Raw genomic sequence first — 20,348 nt, forward strand, 5'->3', positions numbered from 1 at the left:
TCATAAATAACAAGCCCAACCATGATCTACGGCATAGGGACAGACATCATCGAAGTAAGCCGGATGGAACGCCAGCTCTCGAACACAACCGGCCTGAAGGAAAAGCTCTTTACGGCGCGCGAGCAGGAATATGCCGAGGCCCGGAGTACGCGTTTTCAGCATTATGCAGCGCGTTTTGCCGCAAAAGAAGCATTCTTCAAAGCCCTGGGCACGGGCTATCGCTTCGGCATGGCCTTTACCGAAGTGGAAGTGCTCAACGATGCGCTGGGAAAACCGGTGCTGGAGTTTTCCGGCAAAGTGAAGGAATATCTGGAAAAAGAAGGCCTCAGCCGCATTCACCTGAGCATCTCGCACGTGAAGGAGATGGCCAATGCGTTCGTGGTCATCGAAAAAGGAGATTAACCCAGGGAGGGTTCGTTGTTGTGGCTCCCGGCATGATTTGCGCGCAGATTCCGTTGCAGGGCAGCATCATTGAATCAACAGAACTTTTATATCCTGGGGTGACTTTCGTAGAAATTTCTCATGCGTTCCATTCCGGTGCGGCTTGCTCAGGGAAAGCGATTGTTCCTGTGTGCGCCTGATTGTCAGAAGCGAGAAAAGCTGCACTTGGCAGCCTCAAAAAAACAACTGCAGAACCCTGAAGCCCTGCAGTTGTTGGATGCGGAAAACAAAAAATCAGTTTGTTATTGTTTGTGCATCTCGAGCAGGATTTCGAGTATGCTGATGGCGGCTTCGGAGATCACCGTTCCCGGTCCGAAGATGGCCACTGCGCCGGCATCGTAGAGGAATTGGTAATCCTGGTGAGGGATCACACCGCCCACGATGACGATGATGTCTTCGCGCCCGAGTTTTTTCAGTTCTTCGATCACCTGGGGCACAAGGGTTTTGTGGCCTGCGGCCAGGCTCGACACCCCCAACACGTGCACGTCGTTTTCCACGGCCTGACGTGCTGCCTCTGCCGGAGTTTGAAACAGGGGGCCGATGTCCACATCGAAGCCGATATCGGCATAGCCGGTGGCTACCACTTTCGCGCCGCGGTCGTGACCGTCCTGTCCCATTTTGGCTATCATGATGCGCGGGCGGCGTCCTTCGAGCCTGGCAAACTCGTCGGCCATGGCCTGGGCTTTTCTGAAGCTTTCGTTTTGTCCGCTCTCGCTTGAATAAACACCAGATATAGAGCGGATTACGGCTTTGTACCTGCCGAATACCTTTTCGCAGGCCATGCTGATCTCGCCCAGGCTGGCGCGTTTGGCGGCGGCGTCCACTGCCAGTTCGAGCAGGTTGCCCTCACCGGTGGCACAGGCATGGGTGATGGCATCCAGGGCCGCCTGCACTTCGGCCTCGTTGCGGTTGGCACGCAGCTGTTTCAGGCGTTCAATCTGTGCCTGACGCACGGCAGTGTTGTCGATGTCGAGGATGTCGATGGGGTCTTCTTTTTCAAGCCGGTAGCGGTTCACCCCCACAATCACGTCTTTCACGGCGTCGATGCGGGCCTGCTTGCGCGCGGCAGCTTCTTCGATGCGCATCTTTGGCAGGCCGGTTTCGATGGCTTTGGCCATGCCGCCCATGGCTTCAATCTCTTCGATATGTTTCCAGGCTTTATGGGCGAGTTCGTGCGTCAGTTTTTCCACATAATATGCGCCGCCCCAGGGGTCAACCACTTTGGTGATGTAGGTTTCTTCCTGCAAATAGATCTGGGTGTTGCGGGCAATGCGTGCCGAGAAGTCGGTGGGCAGGGCGATGGCTTCGTCCAGGGCATTGGTGTGCAGGCTCTGGGTGTGTCCGAGGGCAGCCCCCAGAGCTTCGATGCAGGTGCGCGCCACATTGTTGAACGGGTCTTGTTCCGTCAGGCTCCAGCCCGAGGTCTGGGTGTGGGTGCGCAAGGCCATCGACTTGGCAAGTTTCGGATCGAACTGCCTGACAATCTTGGCCCAAAGCATACGGGCGGCACGCAGTTTGGCAATCTCCATAAAGTGGTTCATGCCCAAACCCCAGAAGAACGAAAGCCTGGGAGCAAAGGCGTCAATCTCAAGCCCGGCTTTCAATCCGGTGCGGATGTAATCGAGACCGTCGGCCAGGGTATAGGCCAGCTCGATATCGGCCGTGGCACCCGCTTCCTGCATGTGGTAGCCCGAGATGGAGATGCTGTTGAATTTGGGCATGTGGCGCGAGGTGTAGGCAAAGATATCGGCAATGATGCGCATGCTGGCCTCGGGCGGATAGATGTAGGTGTTGCGCACCATAAACTCCTTAAGGATATCGTTCTGAATGGTGCCGCTGAGCTCTTCGAGTTTTGCGCCCTGCTCAAGCGCAGTCACAATATAAAAGGCCATGATGGGCAAGACGGCACCGTTCATGGTCATGGAAACCGACATCTTGTTGAGCGGAATCTGGTCGAAGAGGATCTTCATGTCGAGGATCGAATCGATGGCCACGCCTGCTTTGCCCACATCGCCAATCACACGCTCATGGTCGGAGTCGTAGCCGCGGTGTGTGGCAAGGTCGAAAGCCACCGAGAGACCTTTCTGTCCGGCTGCCAGATTGCGGCGATAAAATGCATTGCTGTCTTCGGCGGTGCTGAATCCGGCGTACTGGCGGATGGTCCAGGGCTGCATCACATACATGGTGCTGTAAGGTCCGCGCAAAAATGGCGGTATCCCGGCTGCATAGTGCAGATGTTCAGCGCCTTTCAGGTCGTTGGCCGTGTAAACCGGCTTCACCATGATGTGCTCGGGGGTTTCCCATGTAGGCGCTATGCCGTGCTGCTTTTCCCATGCCTCGGTGTCGTTGATTGCCGGAGCATTCTTTATGTTGATGTTTCTGAAGTTGGGTTTCATCTTTCGTTGGTGTTTGGTGGGTTAGGCAATTCCAAGTTTCTGTTGAAAACCTTTCAGGGTTTCGAGCACATTGGAGCGCACGTGGATGAAGTTTTCGAAACCAGCTGCTTTGAGGGTTTCGGTCAGTTCGGCGGGATAGCCAGCCAGCACAACGATAGTCTCGTTTTTCAATGCCTCGAAGATGGGAAGGGCAATGGTGGCATATTCTTCGTCGGAACTGCAGATGACCACAATTTCCGGTTTTTCGTTACGCGCAGCGGCTATGCCTTCGTCAATGCTGGCAAAACCGTTGTTGTCCACCACTTCATAGCCTGCGCAGGCAAAAAAGTTGCATGCAAAGGTGGAACGTGCCCTGCGCATGGCCAGGTTGCCAAAGGTGAACATCCAGGCCACCGGACGTTTGTGTGCGAGGCTGTACATATCAGTCTGATAGCGAAGGGCTTCAAATTCCTGGGCGCCGCGCCATGTTTTGATGGTGCTGATCTCGGCATCGGCGGCTGCCTGGTCGGTTGGGGCAAAGATGGCGGGGTCGAGGGGTTTGGTGATGCGTTCGGTGAAGTTGGGATATTGGTTTACGCCCAGCAAAATTTCCTTGCGGTTGGCCGCATTGTCGCGCCTTTTGCGGGCGGTGTCGGCCAGCATTTGCTGAATTACATTTTTACGCATGGCCTCCACATATCCGCCTTCGTCCTGAATCTGCAAAAAGCGATTCCAGGCTTCTTCGGCCAGGGTATCGGTAAGCTTGTCGAGATAGAACGAACCAGCTGCCGGGTCGGCCACTTTGTCGAGATACGACTCTTCGCGCAGCACCAGTTGCTGGTTGCGCGCAATGCGTTCCGAAAATTCGGTGGTCGGCTCGAACACTTCGTTGAAAGGCAGCACACGGAACGAATCAACCCCGGCCAGCACAGCCGACATGGTGCCGGTGGTGGTGCGCAGCATGTTCACGTAGGGGTCGTACACAGTAAAGTTCCAGGTGCTGTTTTCGGCATGGATAAACATCCGGCCGTTCATGGCATCGTTGAGGCCGTAGGCATTCACCAGGTGTGCCCACAGCAGGCGGTAGGCCCTGATTTTTGCCATTTCCATGAAATAATTTGAACCCACCGCCAGGTTGAATTTCATTTTCGGGGCTACCTGGCCGATAAACAGGCCTTTATCGGTAAGGCGGGTGAGGTATTCGGCAGCCATCGACAGGGTAAAGGCCATTTCCTGGGTGATGGTGGCTCCGGCATTGGCAAAAAGCCTGCCGTTGACACTCAATACCCTGAATGCCGGAAGACGCTCGGCAGCTTTGGCCAGCTCGTAGGCCAGACTGAAATCGGCCTCTTCGTTGTCGTACCACTTTCCGCGGCGGCTGAAGCGGCCGAGGGGGTCGTATTCCACCGATCCCCGTACTTTTTCCGGCAGGCGGTTGTATTTGCGCACCAGCTGATCCATAAACCGGACGAGGCTCAACTGGTCGGGCGAGTTGCTGAAATTAACTTCCGCAATGTCAACACGGATATTCTTCAGCAGCGCCTCGATGTCGTCTATGGTGTAGGACCTTTTGCAATCGAGCCTGAATCCCAGGGCATCCACGCCCTTCATGAGCAGGGCAAGCGCCTTTTCGTTGGCGGTGGCAATGTCGTCCACCACAATGTCTTCGCGCACCAGCCAGTCGTTGCCTGCGGGTTTGTTGCCCCTGACAAACGGAAAACTTCCGGGCAGGTTGTGACGCCAAGGAACTTCGTTGAGGTGTTCCATGCGGTAGTAGGGCCTGACCGAAAAACCTTCGGCTGTTTTCCAAACCAGTTTCTTTTCGTAATCAGCGCCTTTGAGGTCTTTGATGATCTGCACTTCCCATTCTTCCGTGCTGACCGGTGGAAACTCGGCGAACAGCTTATTGATTTCCTGTTCCATACGCATTAAATTGTTTTTTGCTGAAAATCAGCAACATATTTACTTTGCCCTGAAATTCAGCGGGTTTGGCGGCAAAATTAAGGTAAAAAAACCAATGTTATCCGGCTCGGACCGCAGAATTGTTAAATATTTCACAATATCAGGTTGTAAGGCGCAGCAGGTGGTCGGGAATCAATTCCGCCTGAAGATGTCGTTTTTGTTGAGCGGGCGGAGCTCCTCCAGCCATTGAAAACCTTTGAGTTTGTCCTCGCCCGGCGGCAGTTCGTTTTCCGGATACATTACTTCGGTGGGGGCGGAAAAGTAGATGATGCGTTTGATGGTTCGGTTTTCGAGCTCTATGCGCATGGTGCTCGATTTGGCAAGGTTGATACCGATAAGGGTGCCGTCGTTTTCGCGCACCCAATACACGGTTTGGGCGTTGCCGTCCACGAAAATGCGGTCGAGTTCGTTGTTCTCAAACCAGCCGATCATCGTCTTGCCTTTGATCTGGTTGTAGCCTTTGATGCTGTCGAGCGAAACGATGAAGGCATTGTTGTGCAGCACCAGCGAGTCGAGCTGGTTGTTGCGGTTGGTGATAAAAACCGAATCGGCTGTGAGCTGGTTTTCGTCGCTCCAGAGCACGGGTTGTTTGTACATGCGCATGGTGCTGTCGGCGGTGGTGTACACCAGGGAGTCGCACAGGCCCTGAATGCTCTGCCGGTAAAAACGCACCCCGTAGTATGCCTTGAACATGGTTACATCGCGCTCTTTGGTAAAAAAGCTGAACAAGGTGTCGGCATGCATATAAAGGGTGTCGGTTTTGTCGTAGGAGAGCAGCCTGGCTTCGCCGGTCACAAATGAGCGGCCTTCGTCTTCCCAAAGTTTGCCCAGATCGCCTTCCACAATCAGCCGGTTGGTGGTGTCTGTCATGGAGACGTTCCCTTTGGCATCGGCAAACCCGATGGTACGGTCGTAGAAGATGTCATCGGCCTTCACCGTTTGTTGCTGGGTATCGAGGCGGTTGTTTTTGGTGAGCCTTGCCTGGTCGCGGCCGGTATGGTACCAGCCGTATTCGGTGTAAATATTGCTTTCTTCGCCCCGGATGAGGGTAGGACCGTAGAAGTACGCCATCTCGGAATTGGTGTTATACACCATGGTATCGTTGTAAATGGTGTACTCGGGATTGATCAGCTCGACGTCTTTGGCAAAATAAAAGGTTTTCAGGTCGGAGCGGTAGTAACCGCGTTTGCTTTTCAGTTTGTTTTCGCCGCTGGTTATCAGTCCGTTATTCGGGTAAGTAGCCAGTCGTGTCAGCCTGTTGTAGATGAGGTACTGGGTTTCGAGGGTGGTGGTATCGTCCACCAGTTTCACGTTGCCAAACAGTTCGGCAGTGCGGGCTTCGCCATTGTAGAGCAGGCGGTCGCTGTAGATGTTCAGCGTGTCGCTTATCTTGATGTGGACGTTGCCGAAGGCTTCAAAGTTGCGGGTTTGCTGGTTGAGGTAGGCGCTGTCGCAATAGAATAAGGTACTGTCCTGTCGCAGGATCACATTGCCGATGAGGCGCTCGGTATCGGGGCCGAGCTGCCGGTCGAAACGCTGCAGTCTGGCTCGCTCCACGTGAATGGTGGTGCGCTGCTGGGCAGTGAGCGCTCCGCACAGCAGCAAAAGATTGAGCAGAATGAACAGTCGCGACAGCTTCATCACCGGCAAAAGTAAGGTTTTATCGGGCATCCATGTCCGAAAGTCGCATGGGCGACGGCCCCCTGCCAACAAGCTTATGGCATTATGGCAGCGTAACGTTCAGGCGAGTGGCCTTATTGCAGCAGCTGGAATCCGCCTTTCCCAATCACGGGTTTTGGGGGTAGCTTTTCGGCCGAGAGAACCTCGGTAAGTGCACCCATGGTTTGTCCGGTAGTCACTTCCACGGGGGAGAAATACATCATTTCGTCTGCTACCTTGTCCAGAACCAGCACAAAACGTTTGCCTTCATGGGGAACAATGGCTGTCGAAGGCAGGTATTTCACCGGCCTGGAACGGGTCAGGATGGCAGCCTGTACCGGCGCGCCGACGGGCAGTTTCCGGAGGTCGCCTTTTGTAAATGTGGCAATGAGCCCCACAGCGGAAGTCGTTGGATCGGCAACAGGCGAAATATGCCTGATCTCCGCTTCGATGTCCGGCATTTGTCCTACGGCTTCTGTGAGCAATACTTTTTGACCGATTTCGATTTGGGCGCGTTGCGAGCCAATCACCTGCAATTGAAGGGTTTTTCTTGAATCGTCGATCAGTTCCACTATGGCCTGCTCGGCTGCCATATGTTGTCCGTTGATTGCCATTCTTTTAGCCACGATGCCGTCGAACGGGGCGCGAAAAGCCAGTTTAGCCGCTATGCCTTCGGTGGCCGGTTTGAGCTTCAGCAGGTCCATTTTAAGCTGCAATGCGTCATGTCGCGCTTTGGCTGTGGCATAAGCTGTTTCGGCCTGTTGCAGTTCGCGCTGGCTGGTGGCATCGCCCTGGGCAAGACGGCGGGCGCGTGCCAGCTGGGTATCGAGTAATTGGAGCTGTGCCTGAGATTCGAGGTAATCGTATTGCAAATCAGCAATTTCTGTGCTTTCAATGTAAAACAGCACGCTGCCTTTGCGCACTTGCTGGCCTTCGGGCACGTCAAAACTGGATACCACCCCGCCTGTCAGGCTGCTGATGAGCACTCTTCCTGATGGATCGACATCCACCTGTCCGGAGCAACGCAAATAATCGCTGAATACCGTATCGGCCAGGCGCACCGTATCCATTCCCGCCTCAGCAAATATCTTTTGTTCGACAGCAATCTGTGAGCTGACTTCACCGGTTTCGGGGGCTGTTTTTTGCCCGCATGCGGCCAGCAGGGAAAGCAGGCCAAAGCAGACAAACGATTGAAAAACCTGTGCGTTCATTGTTCCATAAAAGTATTTACAATTGGCAGCAACATATATTCCAGGACGCTTTTGTTGTATTGGTGAATAGCCTCGCTGAACGTCCTGCGAATTTTCAGGGCTTTCGACAAGGCCATGAGGTAGGTGTCGAGGTCGGCATCTCCGTTTTCGTAGGCCAATAAGGCTGTATTTTCGATCTTTGAGGCCAGATCAAGGCTTTGCTGCCTGGCAAAGCGCAGGTGGCTGCCCGACATCTTCAGGTTCTGTTTTAGATCGAAAAACTGCAAATCATAAAGCCTCTGTGCCTGTTGCAGTTGCAGTTCAAGCGATTGCATCTGCAGTTTGCCTGTTTTATACTGGGCTGTTGCCGGGAACAGCCACAGTGGCAGGCTCAACCCGATTTTAAAACCGTCGATCCTGGTGGGATGGAGCAATTTGTTGGTTCCGGAAAAATATTCCAGTTCCAGGTCAGGCAGCCATTGCCTGTTTTCGCTTTTTAGCAGGAGTTTATTGTGCTTCAATAAGTTATCAGACCATACATTCCAAACGCCCTGATGGGAAGCTGTATCCGGGAAGGGCATAGGCACGAGGCTGTCGGGTGCGGGCAGGTCGAGGTCTGTGCCAATCAGGGCTTCGAGCCTTTTTCTGGATTGCTGCGTTTGGTAGCCCGCTTCGGAAAGCGCCAGTGCAATCTCGTTGTAATTGGCCTGGGCCATCAGCAGTTCGAGGCGGGTGAGCGCACCTTCGTCCACGCGTTTGGTTACCAGCTCAAGCACGCGTTTTTCTATTCCGGACAGCCGCTCGTATATTTGCTGAAGGGCATGCCGGTATTGCCAGTCGTTATACGCCAGGCGCACGTCGAGCTCGAGTGATGCGGCCGATTTTTGCAACATGAGCGTGGCCTTCTCGTATTGCGTTTTGGCCAACTGATGCCTTACCGTTATCAGCCCCGGCCATGCGATCTGCTGGCTGATGCCCCACACATTAAGGGGCAGATCGTTGGATGCCAGGTTATTCTTGTCGAGCGAATAGTAAATTATGGGCTTTTCCGGTGACAAAGCCAGGGGGATGGCTGCTTCTGCTGCTTCAAGCTGTTTGCGTATTGCCTGATGTCCCGGATTATTTGCCAGTGCGCGCTCCACGGCGAGGTCGGCTCCGGGTGACTGGGCAGGAACCGTTGAGGAAACAAGCATCAGCAGAATAATAGTGTAAATGGATTTTTTTGACATAAACATTTTTTCAGAGCGCTGGATAATAACACAGTATAACACAGGCAGAACGATAAGGGTTAAAAATGTGGAGGTAAACAAGCCGCCTATGACTACAGTGGCCAGCGGGCGTTGCACTTCGGCTCCGGCCGATTGCGAGATGGCCATGGGCAGAAATCCCAGTGCAGCTGCCATGGCGGTGAGCAATACCGGACGCATCCGTTCGCTTGCACCCCGCACGATGAGTGTGCGCAGATCGGTGATGCCTTTGGCGCTCAGGGCATGATAGTGTTCGATCAGCACTATGCCGTTGAGTACGGCCACTCCAAAAAGCGCAATAAAGCCCACACCGGCCGAAATGCTGAAGGGCATTCCCCTGAGCCAGAGCAGCCAAACCCCTCCGACCACGGCCATGGGGATGGCGGTAAAGATAAGTATGGCGTCGCGGAAGTTGCCAAAAGCCAGGTGCAGCATGATGAATATCAGCAAAAGCGCCACCGGTATGGCTATGCTGAGCCGCTGCCTTGCCATGCGGAGATTTTCAAACTGTCCGCCATAGGCTATAGTGAACCCTTCGGGCAGAACGATGGAGGATGAAATGCGTTGTTGCACGTCCTGCACCACCGATTCCATGTCGCGTCCGCGCACATTGATGCCCACCACTACCCTGCGGCGGGCGTTGTCGCGCGAGATCTTGGCTGGCCCCTCACCGGGCACAATTTCGGCAAGTTCTGATAGCGGTATCTCAAGCCCTCCTCCCACGGGAACCATGATGTTTGCAAGATCTATGTCGTTCTTTCTGAAAGGTTTATCATAGCGCAATACCAGATCAAAACGCCGCTCGCCCTCAAGAACCTCGCCCGCCTTGAGTCCGGCAAAGGCGATGCTGATTACTTTGTTTGCTTCGTCGGTGGTCAATCCATATCGGGCCAGCTGCGACCTGTTCAGTCGAATAAGATACTCAGGCAGACCAGTGGTTTTTTCCACCACGATATCGCCAATACCTTCCACATCCTCCACCAGGATTTTGATGCGCTGGGCAAGGTTGTTGAGCATCTCGAGGTCTTCACCAAATATTTTTATGGCTACATCGGCTCTTGTGCCCGTAATCAGTTCATTGAAACGCATTTCAATCGGTTGGGTGAATTCGATCTCCACACCTGGAAAAACATTCAGCGCTTCTTTGAATGCATCTGCCAGTTCGTCCTTGGTCTTTGCTGTCACCCATTCTTTTCGGGGTTTGAGGGTAATGATGATGTCGCTTTCTTCCATCGACATGGGGTCGGTGGGCACTTCGGCTGCCCCGATGCGGCTGACCACCTGATCCACTTCGGGAAAGCTTTTCAGTATGGTCTCAATTTTTGTGGTCATCCCGATGGTCTCGCTGAGTGTGGTTCCGGTTTTAAAGACGGGTTGAATCACAAAATCGCCCTCGTCGAGCGTGGGAACGAACTCAGCTCCAAGATGAACGAACTGAACTCCGGTGGCAAGCAGCACGGCCAAAGCAGCGCCCAACACAAGCTTTTTGTGGTTCAAAGCCCAGTTGATGCTGGGTACATAAGCCTTGTTGAGCAGGGCAATCAGCCTGGTAGCCAGGGAATGACCACCGCCTGGTTTCAGGAAAAGCGCCGACATGACAGGGACGTAGGTAAATCCGAAAATCATGGCACCCACCAGCGCAGCCACAAATACCTGCGCCATCGGTCGGAACATCTTGCCTTCGATGCCGGTGAGCGATAATATCGGGATAAACACAATGATGATGATCAACTGGCCAAATAAGGCTGATCGGCTCAGCTTCTGCGTGGCATCGCCCGTGATCTCGTCCATGCGCCGGCGCAAGGGCTTGCCTGCAAGCAGGCCCAGCTCGGCCGCATTGCGGCTGATCTGAAACGCCACATACTCCACAATGATGACCGTGCCGTCGATGATGATGCCAAAGTCGATAGCGCCCAGACTCATGAGGTTGGCATCAATATGAAACAAATACATCATCGAAATGGCAAACAATAAGCTCAACGGAATCACCGAAGCCACGAGCAGGCCCGAACGCCAGTTGCCAAGGAGCAACACCACCACAAACATCACAATCAAAAATCCAAGGATGAGGTTTTCGGCTATGGTAGTGGTGGTTTTGCTGATCAGCTTGCTGCGCTCGAGGAAGCCGTTGATCCGGATGCCGGGCGGCAGGCTGCCCGAAATTTGCTGAACCCTTTCGTTGACCGCTTTAATCACCTCATTGGAGTTGCTGCCCTTGAGCATCATCACCTGCCCGAGCACTTTCTCGCCTTCTCCGTTGGCGGTGATGGCCCCGAAACGGGTGGCGCTGCCCTCGCGAATTTCGGCCACATCGCCAAGCCTGACAATCAGGTTGCCGTGCCTGGCAACAACCACCTCGCGCAGTTCGTCGAGGTTTTCGATCAGGCCTTCGCTACGAATGAAGTAAGCCTGTTGGTTTTTTTCGATATATCCTGCTCCGGCCAGGCTGTTGTTGCGCTCCAGGGCATCGAATATCTCAGTGATGCTCACGCCGGCAGCCCTGAGCCTGACCGGATTGACAGCCACTTCGTATTGTTTCAGCAATCCGCCCCAGGTATTCACCTCCACTACCCCGGGTATGCCCGAAAGCTGACGTTTTACTACCCAATCCTGTATGGTGCGCAGGTCGGTGGCTGTGTAAAGATGCTGATATTCAGGGTCAACCTCGAGGATGTATTGGTAGATCTCCCCAAGACCGGTCGAAATGGGACCCATAAACGGGCTGCCAAAGCCTTGCGGAATATTTTCGACCGCGGCCTGGATGCGTTCGGCAATAAGCTGACGGGGCAGATAGGTGCCCATCCTGTCGTCAAAAACGACTGTGACAACCGACAAACCGAATTTGGATACCGACCTGAGCTCAACCAGGCCAGGCAAGTTGGCCATCTCAATTTCCACAGGCTGGGTGATAAAGCGCTCCACATCGGCTGTGCTTAGGTTGCGCGTGGTCGTTATCACCTGCACCTGATTGGTGGTAACATCCGGAACTGCGCCTATAGGCAGATTGAACAAGGCATACAGCCCAAAAAGTGCAATCGAGGCGGTGGCCAGAAGCACCATCGTCTTGTAGCGCAAACTAAAAGTGATGATGGTTTTCAACCTGGTTTGCTGTTTGGGTAATTCGACCATCCAAAGATAGGCAAAGCTCTGAAATAATCCGGTTTAAAATCCTTCGCCTGTTGTGTAACTTTTTCACTTTTTGAAAAGATCTGCTCTTTCAATTTCTGGTGCTGCCTGAATAAAAAACGGCCGGAAAGCCCTGGTGCGCCAATGTTTCGGGCAATTTATCCCATCCCGCTTGCTGAGGATGAATGCTCCGCCACAAGTTTCAGAGAGCTTTCCGGCCTTGGAGGGTCTGGTAGTTGAAGCCGCTGGTGCAATGGATCATCAATTGAGGCGGTAGTTCAACAGCACATTCAGGCTCCGGCCCGGAGCATAGAGCGGTGTGGGTGGCGTGGTCACCCTCATGGCCCTGCTCAGGTGTTCGTAGTAATTTTCGTTGAGCAGATTGGTGCCCGACAGTTTGAGGTAGAAGCTATTGGCAATTTGGTACGAAACGGCAAGATCAACCAGGGTGAATCCGGGGGTTTCGGTTTCGCCAAAGTTGTTCGAAATGCGGCTTTGTTTGCCAACAGTGCGCAGGCTTAGCTCAGGTGTGAGTTTGCCTTTGGCATAGCTTCCGTGTAAAAAAATGCGTGCATCCAGCGGGGCGATTTCAGGCAGGGGTTCCTCCAGGCTGAGGTTTTGGCCACGCACGTAAGCCATCTGCAAGCCGGCGGTCAGGCTGGCCGGCAGTTTGCTCTTCAGCTGAAACTCGAAACCCGTCATGCTGGCCCTGTCGATGTTCCGGAACTGACGCACCCCGGGTGAGGAAGGGAGCCTGGGTTGCATGTCCGTTTTCTCCTGGCTGATGTAATCATTTAGTAGGGTACCGAAGATACTTACAACGGCAAACAGTCCTTTGTTTCGGTATTGCAGTTCAATATCTGCCTGGTGGTTCACTTCGGGCTTCAGCGATGGATTGCCCACAATTTCGTAAGGATCGAGGCCGATGGGGAGGAAGTTGATATAGCGTTCGGCTATGCCCGCGCCGCGCATGCTGCGGCTCAGCCAGAGCGAAACACTAAAGTTGGGATTCAGCAGCCGCGAAGCCCCGGCACTCAGCGATGGAAACAGCTGGTTGGCATCAAGTTGAGTGTAGGTGGAGCTAAACTTGTCGTCGGCTTTGCCGGCCCGGGCACTCAGGTATTCGAGCCGCATGGCTCCTACAAAGTTGTATGCGCCAAAGCTCTGGCGGTATTCGGCAAACAAACCTGACCTGTTGACCACAGCATCCTGCCAGATGTTGTCCTTGAATTCTTTTCCGGCCATTGGTCCCATGAGCATCTTGCGCGTACGCTCGCCAGAGGATGTCTCACTGCGGGCGTCGATGCCGGCAAACATCACTCCTTTTCCGAAGCTGAATTCCCCTTCGCTTCGAAAACCGGCAAATGATGTCTGTGCCAACGTTCTGGCATCCATGGTGCGGGAATTGATGAGGCGGGTGAGGTTGTCCATCACATGATCCACCATGCTGGCATTTACCTGTGTGCGCAAGGCCTTGAAAGTCTGTTCTTTGCTCTCCAATTCGTGGCGCAGGTTGAGCATCCAGGTGTTGTCCGAACGCAGGTCCATGGGAAGCGAGGGAAAATCGGTATCCCTGGCGCGGTTGTTGAAAACGTTGATTTGCAACAGCTGATTGCCGGCGGGTTTGGCCGAGATTCGGGCACCCGCGCTTTGACGATAAAACGCGGCAGGGATTTCGTCGCCCTTGCCCGAGGTGTAGCTGCCACCCTGCGAAACTGTACCAAAGAGCTGAGCCTGAATATTTCGGCTGTTGATGCCAGCCATCAGCTCGCTGCGTACAATTTCACCATTCGACTCATAGCCAATCGTCACGCGTGCCATGGGGGCCAGATGGTCCGAAAACTCCGGCGGGTTGCTGCGGAAGTGAATGGTGCCTCCGGTTGTATTTCCATAACGGAGCACATGCGGACCTTTAAGGATTTCCACACTACCGGTCATATTCATCGGGATCTGGCTGGCAGGAGGGTCCATGCGGTTCGGACACGCGGCCAGGGCAGTATGTCCGTCGTCGAGGATGATGTTGATCTGATCGTATTTGAAACCGCGTAGCACCGGATCCACCCCATATGCCCCGCTTTTTCGTATGCCCGCCACCACCGGGTTCGAGAGCAGAAAAGCCCCCGCATCGTGTGCAATGGCACCATAATAACCAACCGGAAGCAGCTCCTGTTGCGGCTTCGACGGCCGCAAAGCGATCACTGTAACCGGTTGCAACTGATAGCCGGTTCCCCTGGCCAGCTGCAGCTCGCCGGCGGCAAGTGCGCTTTTCAGTTCTTCCGGGCCTATCAGCTGATAACCCGAGCTCAGATGTGTGATTTCGAGGCTCGCACCCTCAATAGGTTTGAGTGTAATGATTCCCTGTTCATTTGCTGTTCCCTTCTGGGTTCCGTACACATAATGTGCATGGGAAAGCGCCTCTTTTTCAGGGCCTATGGTAAGTTTCAGCGTTTGCTGTGCCAAGGCAAAATAGGGCCACAGCAGCACAATAAACAAATACTTTTTCATGCCTGTAAATGAGTTTTAAGAAGTGAGAAATAGACAGAAAGCCCGACAATCAAATTAAACTGTCAGGGTAGAAAAGCATCTTGAAAAGAGATTTAAAACTGATTTTCAGGCGGATGAAATACTGAAAGGCAGGCGCCGCGTAGGATATCAGGATTGCAATCCGGAAAAATCTTTTTGGCGATGGGCCGAACTAATTCTGCCATGCTGTTGCCATGTTTCGGAGGTGGACAAAGCAGCACTTCTTTGAGTTGGATGACCGGAGGCTGTTGTTTTCTCTCCCGGTCTTCGCTTTTCCGGAGCTCTTTTTTGAGGTGGCAGTTACCCTGGCACTGGTTGTTGGCCACCTCGCGCTGCTCGCAAAGCACCCTGGCAATGTAAGCCTGGTGCAGCTTGAAATTGATCAGGATAAACAGCCTGCCCGAGCCTTGCACCAGCGAGGCAAAAATTATCAGTGCAATCAGTGCAGATCTAATGGCCGGGCGTACTTCCACAACCCAAAATTAGACGGTTTCGGCTTTGGTAAAACAAAAGACCGGTTCATTTTCCTGAATAAAAACAAGTAGTCTTTTGCAATATGACCCCGGCATGTCAGCTTGTCCGGCTATTGCATGGTGTGGCATCAATGCCAGCCTTTTGCCAATTCGTGTACAATTTCGGTCAGTGGCCGGATGGCATGCACATGTTCAATTGAAGGGCCTGCCACCCAAATGGTTTTGTAGGTGGCTTTGAATGCGGCCTGTTCAATTTTTTTCATGCCCGAAGCAAAGATGATCATTTTGAGGTATTTACGTACCCATTTGTGTTGTTTGTAGAGGTGCTCGAGCCAGGTTTGTTTGTCGCCCAGGGCTTCGAAGTAAGGTGTGCGGATCACAGTGAGGTGGCTGCCCGAGAGGCGGGTGGTCAGCACAATGTCTTTGGCGCCATATTCTACCAGCGCCTTTTTATAGTCCTCCGACACAGGTGATTCGTGTGTAGCTATGAATACAGTGCCCACCGAAACCCCTGCTGCACCAAGCTGCTGTGCCTCGCTGACATGCCCTGCCAGTGCAATTCCTCCGGCCCAGATCACCGGAATTGAGCAATGGGTGTTTAGCAGCGGCATGAGCGTTTCAGGCGCCAGCGGGCCGCAATGTCCGCCGGCCCTGTTGTTTACGGCAATCAGCGCATCGGCGCCCAGTTTCTCTACTTTTTGTGCATACTCAAGATTTGTCACATCGCAAAACACCTTGATGCCCAGCGGCTTGCATTTGTCAATCACTTCGGCAGGACTGCCCAGCGAAGTGATCACAAAATCAGGGGGTTGCGCCATAAGCGCCTGAAGCTGGGCGCGGTATTTGGGATTCGACCGGTTGACAATAAGATTGATGCCAAAAGGCTTGTCGCTGTGCCGGCGGATTTCTTTGATGGCTTGAGTCATCTCCTCCGGGCTGCGGAAGTTAAGCGCCGGTATGGCCGCAGTGGCTCCGGCATCCAGCGCCGCTTTCACCATCGCAACATTCGAAATGAGAAACATGGGTGCCACCAAAATGGGGTGCCGGATTCCCAGCATCTGTGCCAAAGTAGTTTTTGAAGTGCTCATCTGTTACGCAATGTACAATGCGTGTTTAAATAACTGAAAAACAAACTGTTGAGATTTTTCTTTCCTGAAAAACCTTTGTCTGTCCCGTTAAAAACCGCATTTTTTCATTTGTTGTGAATTTTTCACAGAAAACGATTGCGCTAAAGTAAGGTTTCCTTATAAATTTGCCATGCGTGCATAATAAATTTTCCATGCGAATCAGCGAAACCATTGATTACCACATCCGCGGAGCTTTGTTTGCCATGAGGCGCATGTACAATATCATGGCGGCAGAGCTGGGCACCACCCAGGGCGTGGCCTATGTGCTGATCAACGTGCCTCACCATGGCATTGCTGCCACCAGCATCGCACCCATGATGGGCATGAGTGCCACCAGCCTGACGCGCCTGTTGAAAACCATGGAGCAGGATGGGTTGATCTACCGCAAAAAAAGTACCGGCGACCGACGTGTGGTCATGGTTTTTCTCACCGAAAAAGGTCAGCAGCTCCGGCGCAAGGTGAGGCAGGTGGTGATCGATTTCAATAAAAAGCTCTTTGCAGGTCTTGATCCCCGCGATACAGAGGCGTTCATCCGGGTATGCCAGCTCATTCGCACCGAAGCCGGCAGGCTGGCCGAAGGATATGAGGTGGAAGACGAAGAATTGTAGCACATCCTTAAACAATCATTTATGATACGAAGAATCAACAAAGTAGCCGTGCTGGGTTCCGGCATCATGGGTTCCGGTATTGCCTGTCATTTTGCCAACATCGGCCTCGAGGTGCTGCTGCTCGACATTGTGCCGCGCGAACTAAGTCCGGAGGAAGCCGCCAAGGGCTTGAGCCTCAAGGATGAAGCTGTGCGCAACCGGATTGCGGTAAAAAATCTGGAACAGGCCATCCGTTCGAAGCCCTCGCCGCTCTATCACAGCAGTTTTGCCAGGCGCATCACCACCGGCAATTTCGACGACCACATGCCGTCAATTGCGCAATGCGACTGGGTGATCGAGGTGGTTACCGAACGCCTCGACATCAAACAACAGGTATTTGAACGCGTGGAAAAATACCGCAAGCCGGGCAGCCTGGTCACCACCAATACCAGCGGTATTTCCATCGAAGCCATGGCCCAGGGCCGGTCCGACGATTTCCGCAAACATTTCTGCGGGACACATTTTTTCAACCCACCCCGCTATCTGCAACTGTTCGAAATCATCCCTTCGGCCGACACCTTGCCGGAAGTGGTTGATTTTCTGAACGATTATGCAGGAAGGTTTCTGGGCAAGACTGCCGTACTTGCCAAAAATACCCCGGCTTTCATTGCCAACCGCATCGGCACCTATGCCATTATGAACCTGCTCAATCATGTGCAGGAGTTCGGCCTCAATGTAACTGAAATTGACAAACTTACCGGCCAGCTTATCGGTCGCCCCAAATCAGCCACTTTCCGCACAGTCGATATCGTAGGGCTGGATACCTTGCTGCATGTAGCCGAAAACATTCGCCAACAGGCAGCCGACGAAGCACAGGAGGCTTTTGCCACCCCAGCTTGGCTGGCTAAAATGCTTGAAAACAAATGGTTGGGCGATAAAACAGGGCAGGGGTTCTTCAAAAAGGTGACCGAAAACGGCGAGAAGAAATTTCTTTCGCTCAATTTTTCCAGCCTGGAATATGAAGATGCGCCCAAGCCTAAGCTTGGCATCATCGACCAAACCAAAAACCTGAACAACCTTGCTGAACGCCTGCCCGTGCTGCTGGCCGACAAAGGTAAGGCGGGCAGGTTTTTCCGGTTCAACTTCTACAGTCTGCTGGCTTACAGTTCGCACCGCATCCCGGAGATCTCGGATGAGCTCTACCGTGTGGACGACGCTATGCGTGCAGGTTTTGGCTGGGCGCTCGGCCCGTTCGAAACCTGGGATGCCCTGGGCGTGCAGCAAACACTGCAAGCCATGGAAGCAGAGGGATTTAGCCCGGCACCCTGGGTGCATCAAATGCTTGCCAAAGGCATCCATAGCTTCTACACACTCAGGCAAGGAAAGCGTTATTGCTACCGCCCCGATCTGGGCGACTATGCACTGATTCCCGGTCAGGAAAACCTGCTCAGCCTGCGCAGCCTCAGCGGTTCCAAACTGTGGCACAACAACGATACTACCATCCATCACCTGGGCAACGACGTGTTGGCCGTGGAGTTTCATACCAAGATGAACACCATCGGCCAGGGTGTGCTCGAAGGACTCAACAAGGCCCTCGACCTGGCCGAGCGCGAGTATGCCGGGCTGGTCATCTACAACGAGGGCGAACACTTTTCGGCCGGCGCCAATGTGGGCATGATTTACATGTATGCTGTGGAACAGGATTTCGATGAGCTTGACCTCGCTGTGCAATGGTTCCAGAAAACCACCATGCGCCTGCGCTACTCCTCCGTGCCTGTGGTGGCTGCTCCGCACGGCATGGTGCTTGGCGGAGGTTGCGAGGTGTGCATGCATGCCGATAAGGTGATAGCCCATGCCGAGACTTATATGGGGCTTGTCGAATTTGGTGTGGGACTTATCCCCGGCGGCGGAGGTGTCAAAGAATTTGCCCTGCGGCTGTCCGATGAGCTCAAGGAGGGCGATGTGCGTATCAACGCATTTCAGCAACGCTTTCTGACCATCGGCCAGGCCAAAGTTTCCACCTCGGCCTACGAGGCCTTCGATCTGGGCTACCTGCGCAAAGGCACCGACGAGGTGATCGTTTCGCGTGCACATCAGCTGGCTCAGGCCAAAAAGGCTGTGCTTGCAATGGCCGAAAAAGGATACACACGCCCCTTGCCCCGCACCGACATCAAAGTGCTGGGCCGCGAAGCCATGGGAATGGTTTATGTGGGCGCCGACAGCTTTACCACAGCCAACTACATGAGCGAGCACGACAAACTCATCGCCGAAAAACTCGGCTGGGTTATGGCCGGTGGCGATGTGTCGGCTGCCCTCACCGAAGTGTCGGAGCAATACCTGCTCAACCTCGAGCGCAAGGCTTTTGTGGAACTGTGTATGCAGCGCAAAACCCTCGAACGCATGCAAAGCCTGATCACAACCGGAAAAATTCTGCGTAACTGAAACCTAAAAAACTGAAAAACATGAATGCATATATCATAGGCGGATACCGCACTGCAGTGGGCAAAGCACCCCGGGGAAGCCTGCGCTTTATGAGACCCGACGACATGGCTGCGGCAGTAATCCGCAGGCTGCTGGCCGACTTTCCGCAGATCGAAAAAAGCCGTATCGACGACCTCATTGTGGGCAACGCCTTTCCGGAGGCCGAACAAGGTTTTAATATGGGGCGCATGCTCTCGCTTCTGGCACTCGACACGGTGGACGTGCCCGGCTGCACCATCAACCGCTATTGCGCATCAGGCCTGGAAAGCATTGCCATAGCTGCAGCAAAAATCCACAGCGGCATGGCCCATATCGTGCTGGCCGGCGGAGCCGAAACCATGAGCCTGGTCAGCATGGGCGGCTGGCGCGTGACACCCAATCCCGACATTGCACGCATGCACCCCAAATGGTACCTGAGCATGGGACTCACCAGCGAAATGGTGGCCAAGGAATACCACATCGGCCGCGACGAACAGGACGCCTTTGCCTTGCGCTCCATGCAAAAAGCCATCGCTGCCCTGGATAACGGCGTCTTCAAATCGCAGATCGTCCCCCTGCGGGTGGAAGAAAATTATGTGAAAGACGACAAGCCGGCCAGACGTTCCTATGTGTTCGATACCGACGAGGGTCCGCGCCGCGATACCAGCCTCGAAGCCCTGGCCAGACTCAAACCCGCCTTTGCAGCCAATGGCACCAGCACTGCCGGCAACTCCTCACAAATGTCCGACGGAGCAGCTTTCGTACTTGTGGTATCCGAGCAGGTGTTAAAAGATTTGGACATCAAACCTTTAGCCAGGTTTGTGGACTATCAGGTGGCCGGGGTCGAACCCTACAAAATGGGCATAGGTCCAGTGGAGGCTATACCCAAAGTGCTGAAACACAGTGGGCTTAGCCTGAACGAAATCGACCTTATCGAACTCAACGAAGCCTTTGCCTCGCAATCGCTGGCAGTGATACGCGAGCTCAACCTCGATCCCGACAGGGTCAACATCAACGGGGGCGCCATCGCACTCGGCCATCCCCTGGGGGCCACCGGCAGCAAGCTCAGCGTGCAGCTGCTCAACGACATGCGCCGGCTGAACAAACGCTATGGCATGGTAACCATGTGCGTAGGCTCGGGCCAGGGTGCAGCCGGAATTTTCGAAAATCTTTCTTAA

Annotated in this window: 12 protein-coding genes; 4 read left to right on the forward strand and 8 right to left on the reverse strand. The window is 53.8% G+C overall.

Going from position 1 to position 20,348, the window contains the following annotated elements:
* Positions 1 to 21 precede the first annotated feature (21 nt).
* Positions 22 to 402: a holo-ACP synthase gene (locus tag IPM52_10715; protein ID MBK9292080.1), complete on the forward strand. Its 381-nt coding sequence runs from the start codon at positions 22 to 24 to the stop codon at positions 400 to 402.
* A gap of 281 nt (positions 403 to 683) precedes the next feature.
* Here IPM52_10715 and scpA read toward each other — a convergent pair whose 3' ends face one another.
* From scpA to IPM52_10755, 8 genes are all read right to left on the reverse strand, one after another.
* Positions 684 to 2,837 carry a methylmalonyl-CoA mutase gene (scpA, locus tag IPM52_10720; GenBank protein MBK9292081.1) on the reverse strand — a complete coding sequence of 718 codons (2,154 nt, stop codon included), beginning with the start codon at positions 2,835 to 2,837 and terminating at the stop codon, positions 684 to 686.
* Positions 2,838 to 2,858: 21 nt separating this feature from the next.
* A complete protein-coding gene (locus tag IPM52_10725) occupies positions 2,859 to 4,739 on the reverse strand; it encodes a methylmalonyl-CoA mutase small subunit (GenBank protein MBK9292082.1) in 1,881 nt (626 codons plus the stop codon).
* Positions 4,740 to 4,910: 171 nt separating this feature from the next.
* Positions 4,911 to 6,419, reverse strand: a complete 1,509-nt coding sequence (locus IPM52_10730; GenBank protein ID MBK9292083.1) for a hypothetical protein — start codon at positions 6,417 to 6,419, stop codon at positions 4,911 to 4,913.
* A gap of 113 nt (positions 6,420 to 6,532) precedes the next feature.
* On the reverse strand, positions 6,533 to 7,648 hold the full coding sequence (locus IPM52_10735; GenBank protein ID MBK9292084.1) for an efflux RND transporter periplasmic adaptor subunit: 1,116 nt from the start codon (positions 7,646 to 7,648) through the stop codon (positions 6,533 to 6,535).
* Positions 7,645 to 12,003, reverse strand: coding sequence for a CusA/CzcA family heavy metal efflux RND transporter (locus tag IPM52_10740; protein MBK9292085.1), 4,359 nt, complete (start codon positions 12,001 to 12,003; stop codon positions 7,645 to 7,647). Before IPM52_10740 ends, IPM52_10735 begins: the two co-directional genes overlap by 4 nt.
* 258 nt (positions 12,004 to 12,261) lie before the next feature.
* Positions 12,262 to 14,505, reverse strand: coding sequence for a TonB-dependent receptor (locus IPM52_10745; GenBank protein ID MBK9292086.1), 2,244 nt, complete (start codon positions 14,503 to 14,505; stop codon positions 12,262 to 12,264).
* Between the two features lie 92 nt (positions 14,506 to 14,597).
* Complete coding sequence (locus IPM52_10750) at positions 14,598 to 14,996, reverse strand: hypothetical protein (protein MBK9292087.1); 399 nt, start codon at positions 14,994 to 14,996, stop codon at positions 14,598 to 14,600.
* Positions 14,997 to 15,124: 128 nt separating this feature from the next.
* The gene (locus IPM52_10755) at positions 15,125 to 16,084 is read right to left on the reverse strand and encodes a nitronate monooxygenase (GenBank protein MBK9292088.1); all 960 of its coding nucleotides are present in this window, start codon (positions 16,082 to 16,084) and stop codon (positions 15,125 to 15,127) included.
* A 191-nt stretch (positions 16,085 to 16,275) separates the two neighbouring features.
* Between IPM52_10755 and IPM52_10760 the strand changes: the two genes are divergently transcribed.
* From IPM52_10760 to IPM52_10770, 3 genes are read left to right on the forward strand one after another with little or no spacing between them, the layout of a single operon-like run.
* Positions 16,276 to 16,731 carry a MarR family transcriptional regulator gene (locus tag IPM52_10760; GenBank protein ID MBK9292089.1) on the forward strand — a complete coding sequence of 152 codons (456 nt, stop codon included), beginning with the start codon at positions 16,276 to 16,278 and terminating at the stop codon, positions 16,729 to 16,731.
* A 21-nt stretch (positions 16,732 to 16,752) separates the two neighbouring features.
* Positions 16,753 to 19,152 carry an enoyl-CoA hydratase/isomerase family protein gene (locus IPM52_10765; GenBank protein MBK9292090.1) on the forward strand — a complete coding sequence of 800 codons (2,400 nt, stop codon included), beginning with the start codon at positions 16,753 to 16,755 and terminating at the stop codon, positions 19,150 to 19,152.
* Between the two features lie 20 nt (positions 19,153 to 19,172).
* The gene (locus tag IPM52_10770) at positions 19,173 to 20,348 is read left to right on the forward strand and encodes an acetyl-CoA C-acyltransferase (protein ID MBK9292091.1); all 1,176 of its coding nucleotides are present in this window, start codon (positions 19,173 to 19,175) and stop codon (positions 20,346 to 20,348) included.

Source organism: Bacteroidota bacterium (assembly GCA_016715945.1).
Classification (GTDB): Bacteria; Bacteroidota; Bacteroidia; order Bacteroidales; family F082; genus JALNZU01.

What these genes read in the sequence shown, in the direction of transcription:
- IPM52_10715 (MBK9292080.1), top strand. Translation starts at nt 22, where the DNA reads ATGATCTACGGCATAGGGACAGACATCATCGAAGTAAGCCGGATGGAA.
- scpA (MBK9292081.1), bottom strand. Translation starts at nt 2,837, where the DNA reads ATGAAACCCAACTTCAGAAACATCAACATAAAGAATGCTCCGGCAATC.
- IPM52_10725 (MBK9292082.1), bottom strand. Translation starts at nt 4,739, where the DNA reads ATGGAACAGGAAATCAATAAGCTGTTCGCCGAGTTTCCACCGGTCAGC.
- IPM52_10730 (MBK9292083.1), bottom strand. Translation starts at nt 6,419, where the DNA reads ATGAAGCTGTCGCGACTGTTCATTCTGCTCAATCTTTTGCTGCTGTGC.
- IPM52_10735 (MBK9292084.1), bottom strand. Translation starts at nt 7,648, where the DNA reads ATGAACGCACAGGTTTTTCAATCGTTTGTCTGCTTTGGCCTGCTTTCC.
- IPM52_10740 (MBK9292085.1), bottom strand. Translation starts at nt 12,003, where the DNA reads ATGGTCGAATTACCCAAACAGCAAACCAGGTTGAAAACCATCATCACT.
- IPM52_10745 (MBK9292086.1), bottom strand. Translation starts at nt 14,505, where the DNA reads ATGAAAAAGTATTTGTTTATTGTGCTGCTGTGGCCCTATTTTGCCTTG.
- IPM52_10755 (MBK9292088.1), bottom strand. Translation starts at nt 16,084, where the DNA reads ATGAGCACTTCAAAAACTACTTTGGCACAGATGCTGGGAATCCGGCAC.
- IPM52_10760 (MBK9292089.1), top strand. Translation starts at nt 16,276, where the DNA reads ATGCGAATCAGCGAAACCATTGATTACCACATCCGCGGAGCTTTGTTT.
- IPM52_10765 (MBK9292090.1), top strand. Translation starts at nt 16,753, where the DNA reads ATGATACGAAGAATCAACAAAGTAGCCGTGCTGGGTTCCGGCATCATG.
- IPM52_10770 (MBK9292091.1), top strand. Translation starts at nt 19,173, where the DNA reads ATGAATGCATATATCATAGGCGGATACCGCACTGCAGTGGGCAAAGCA.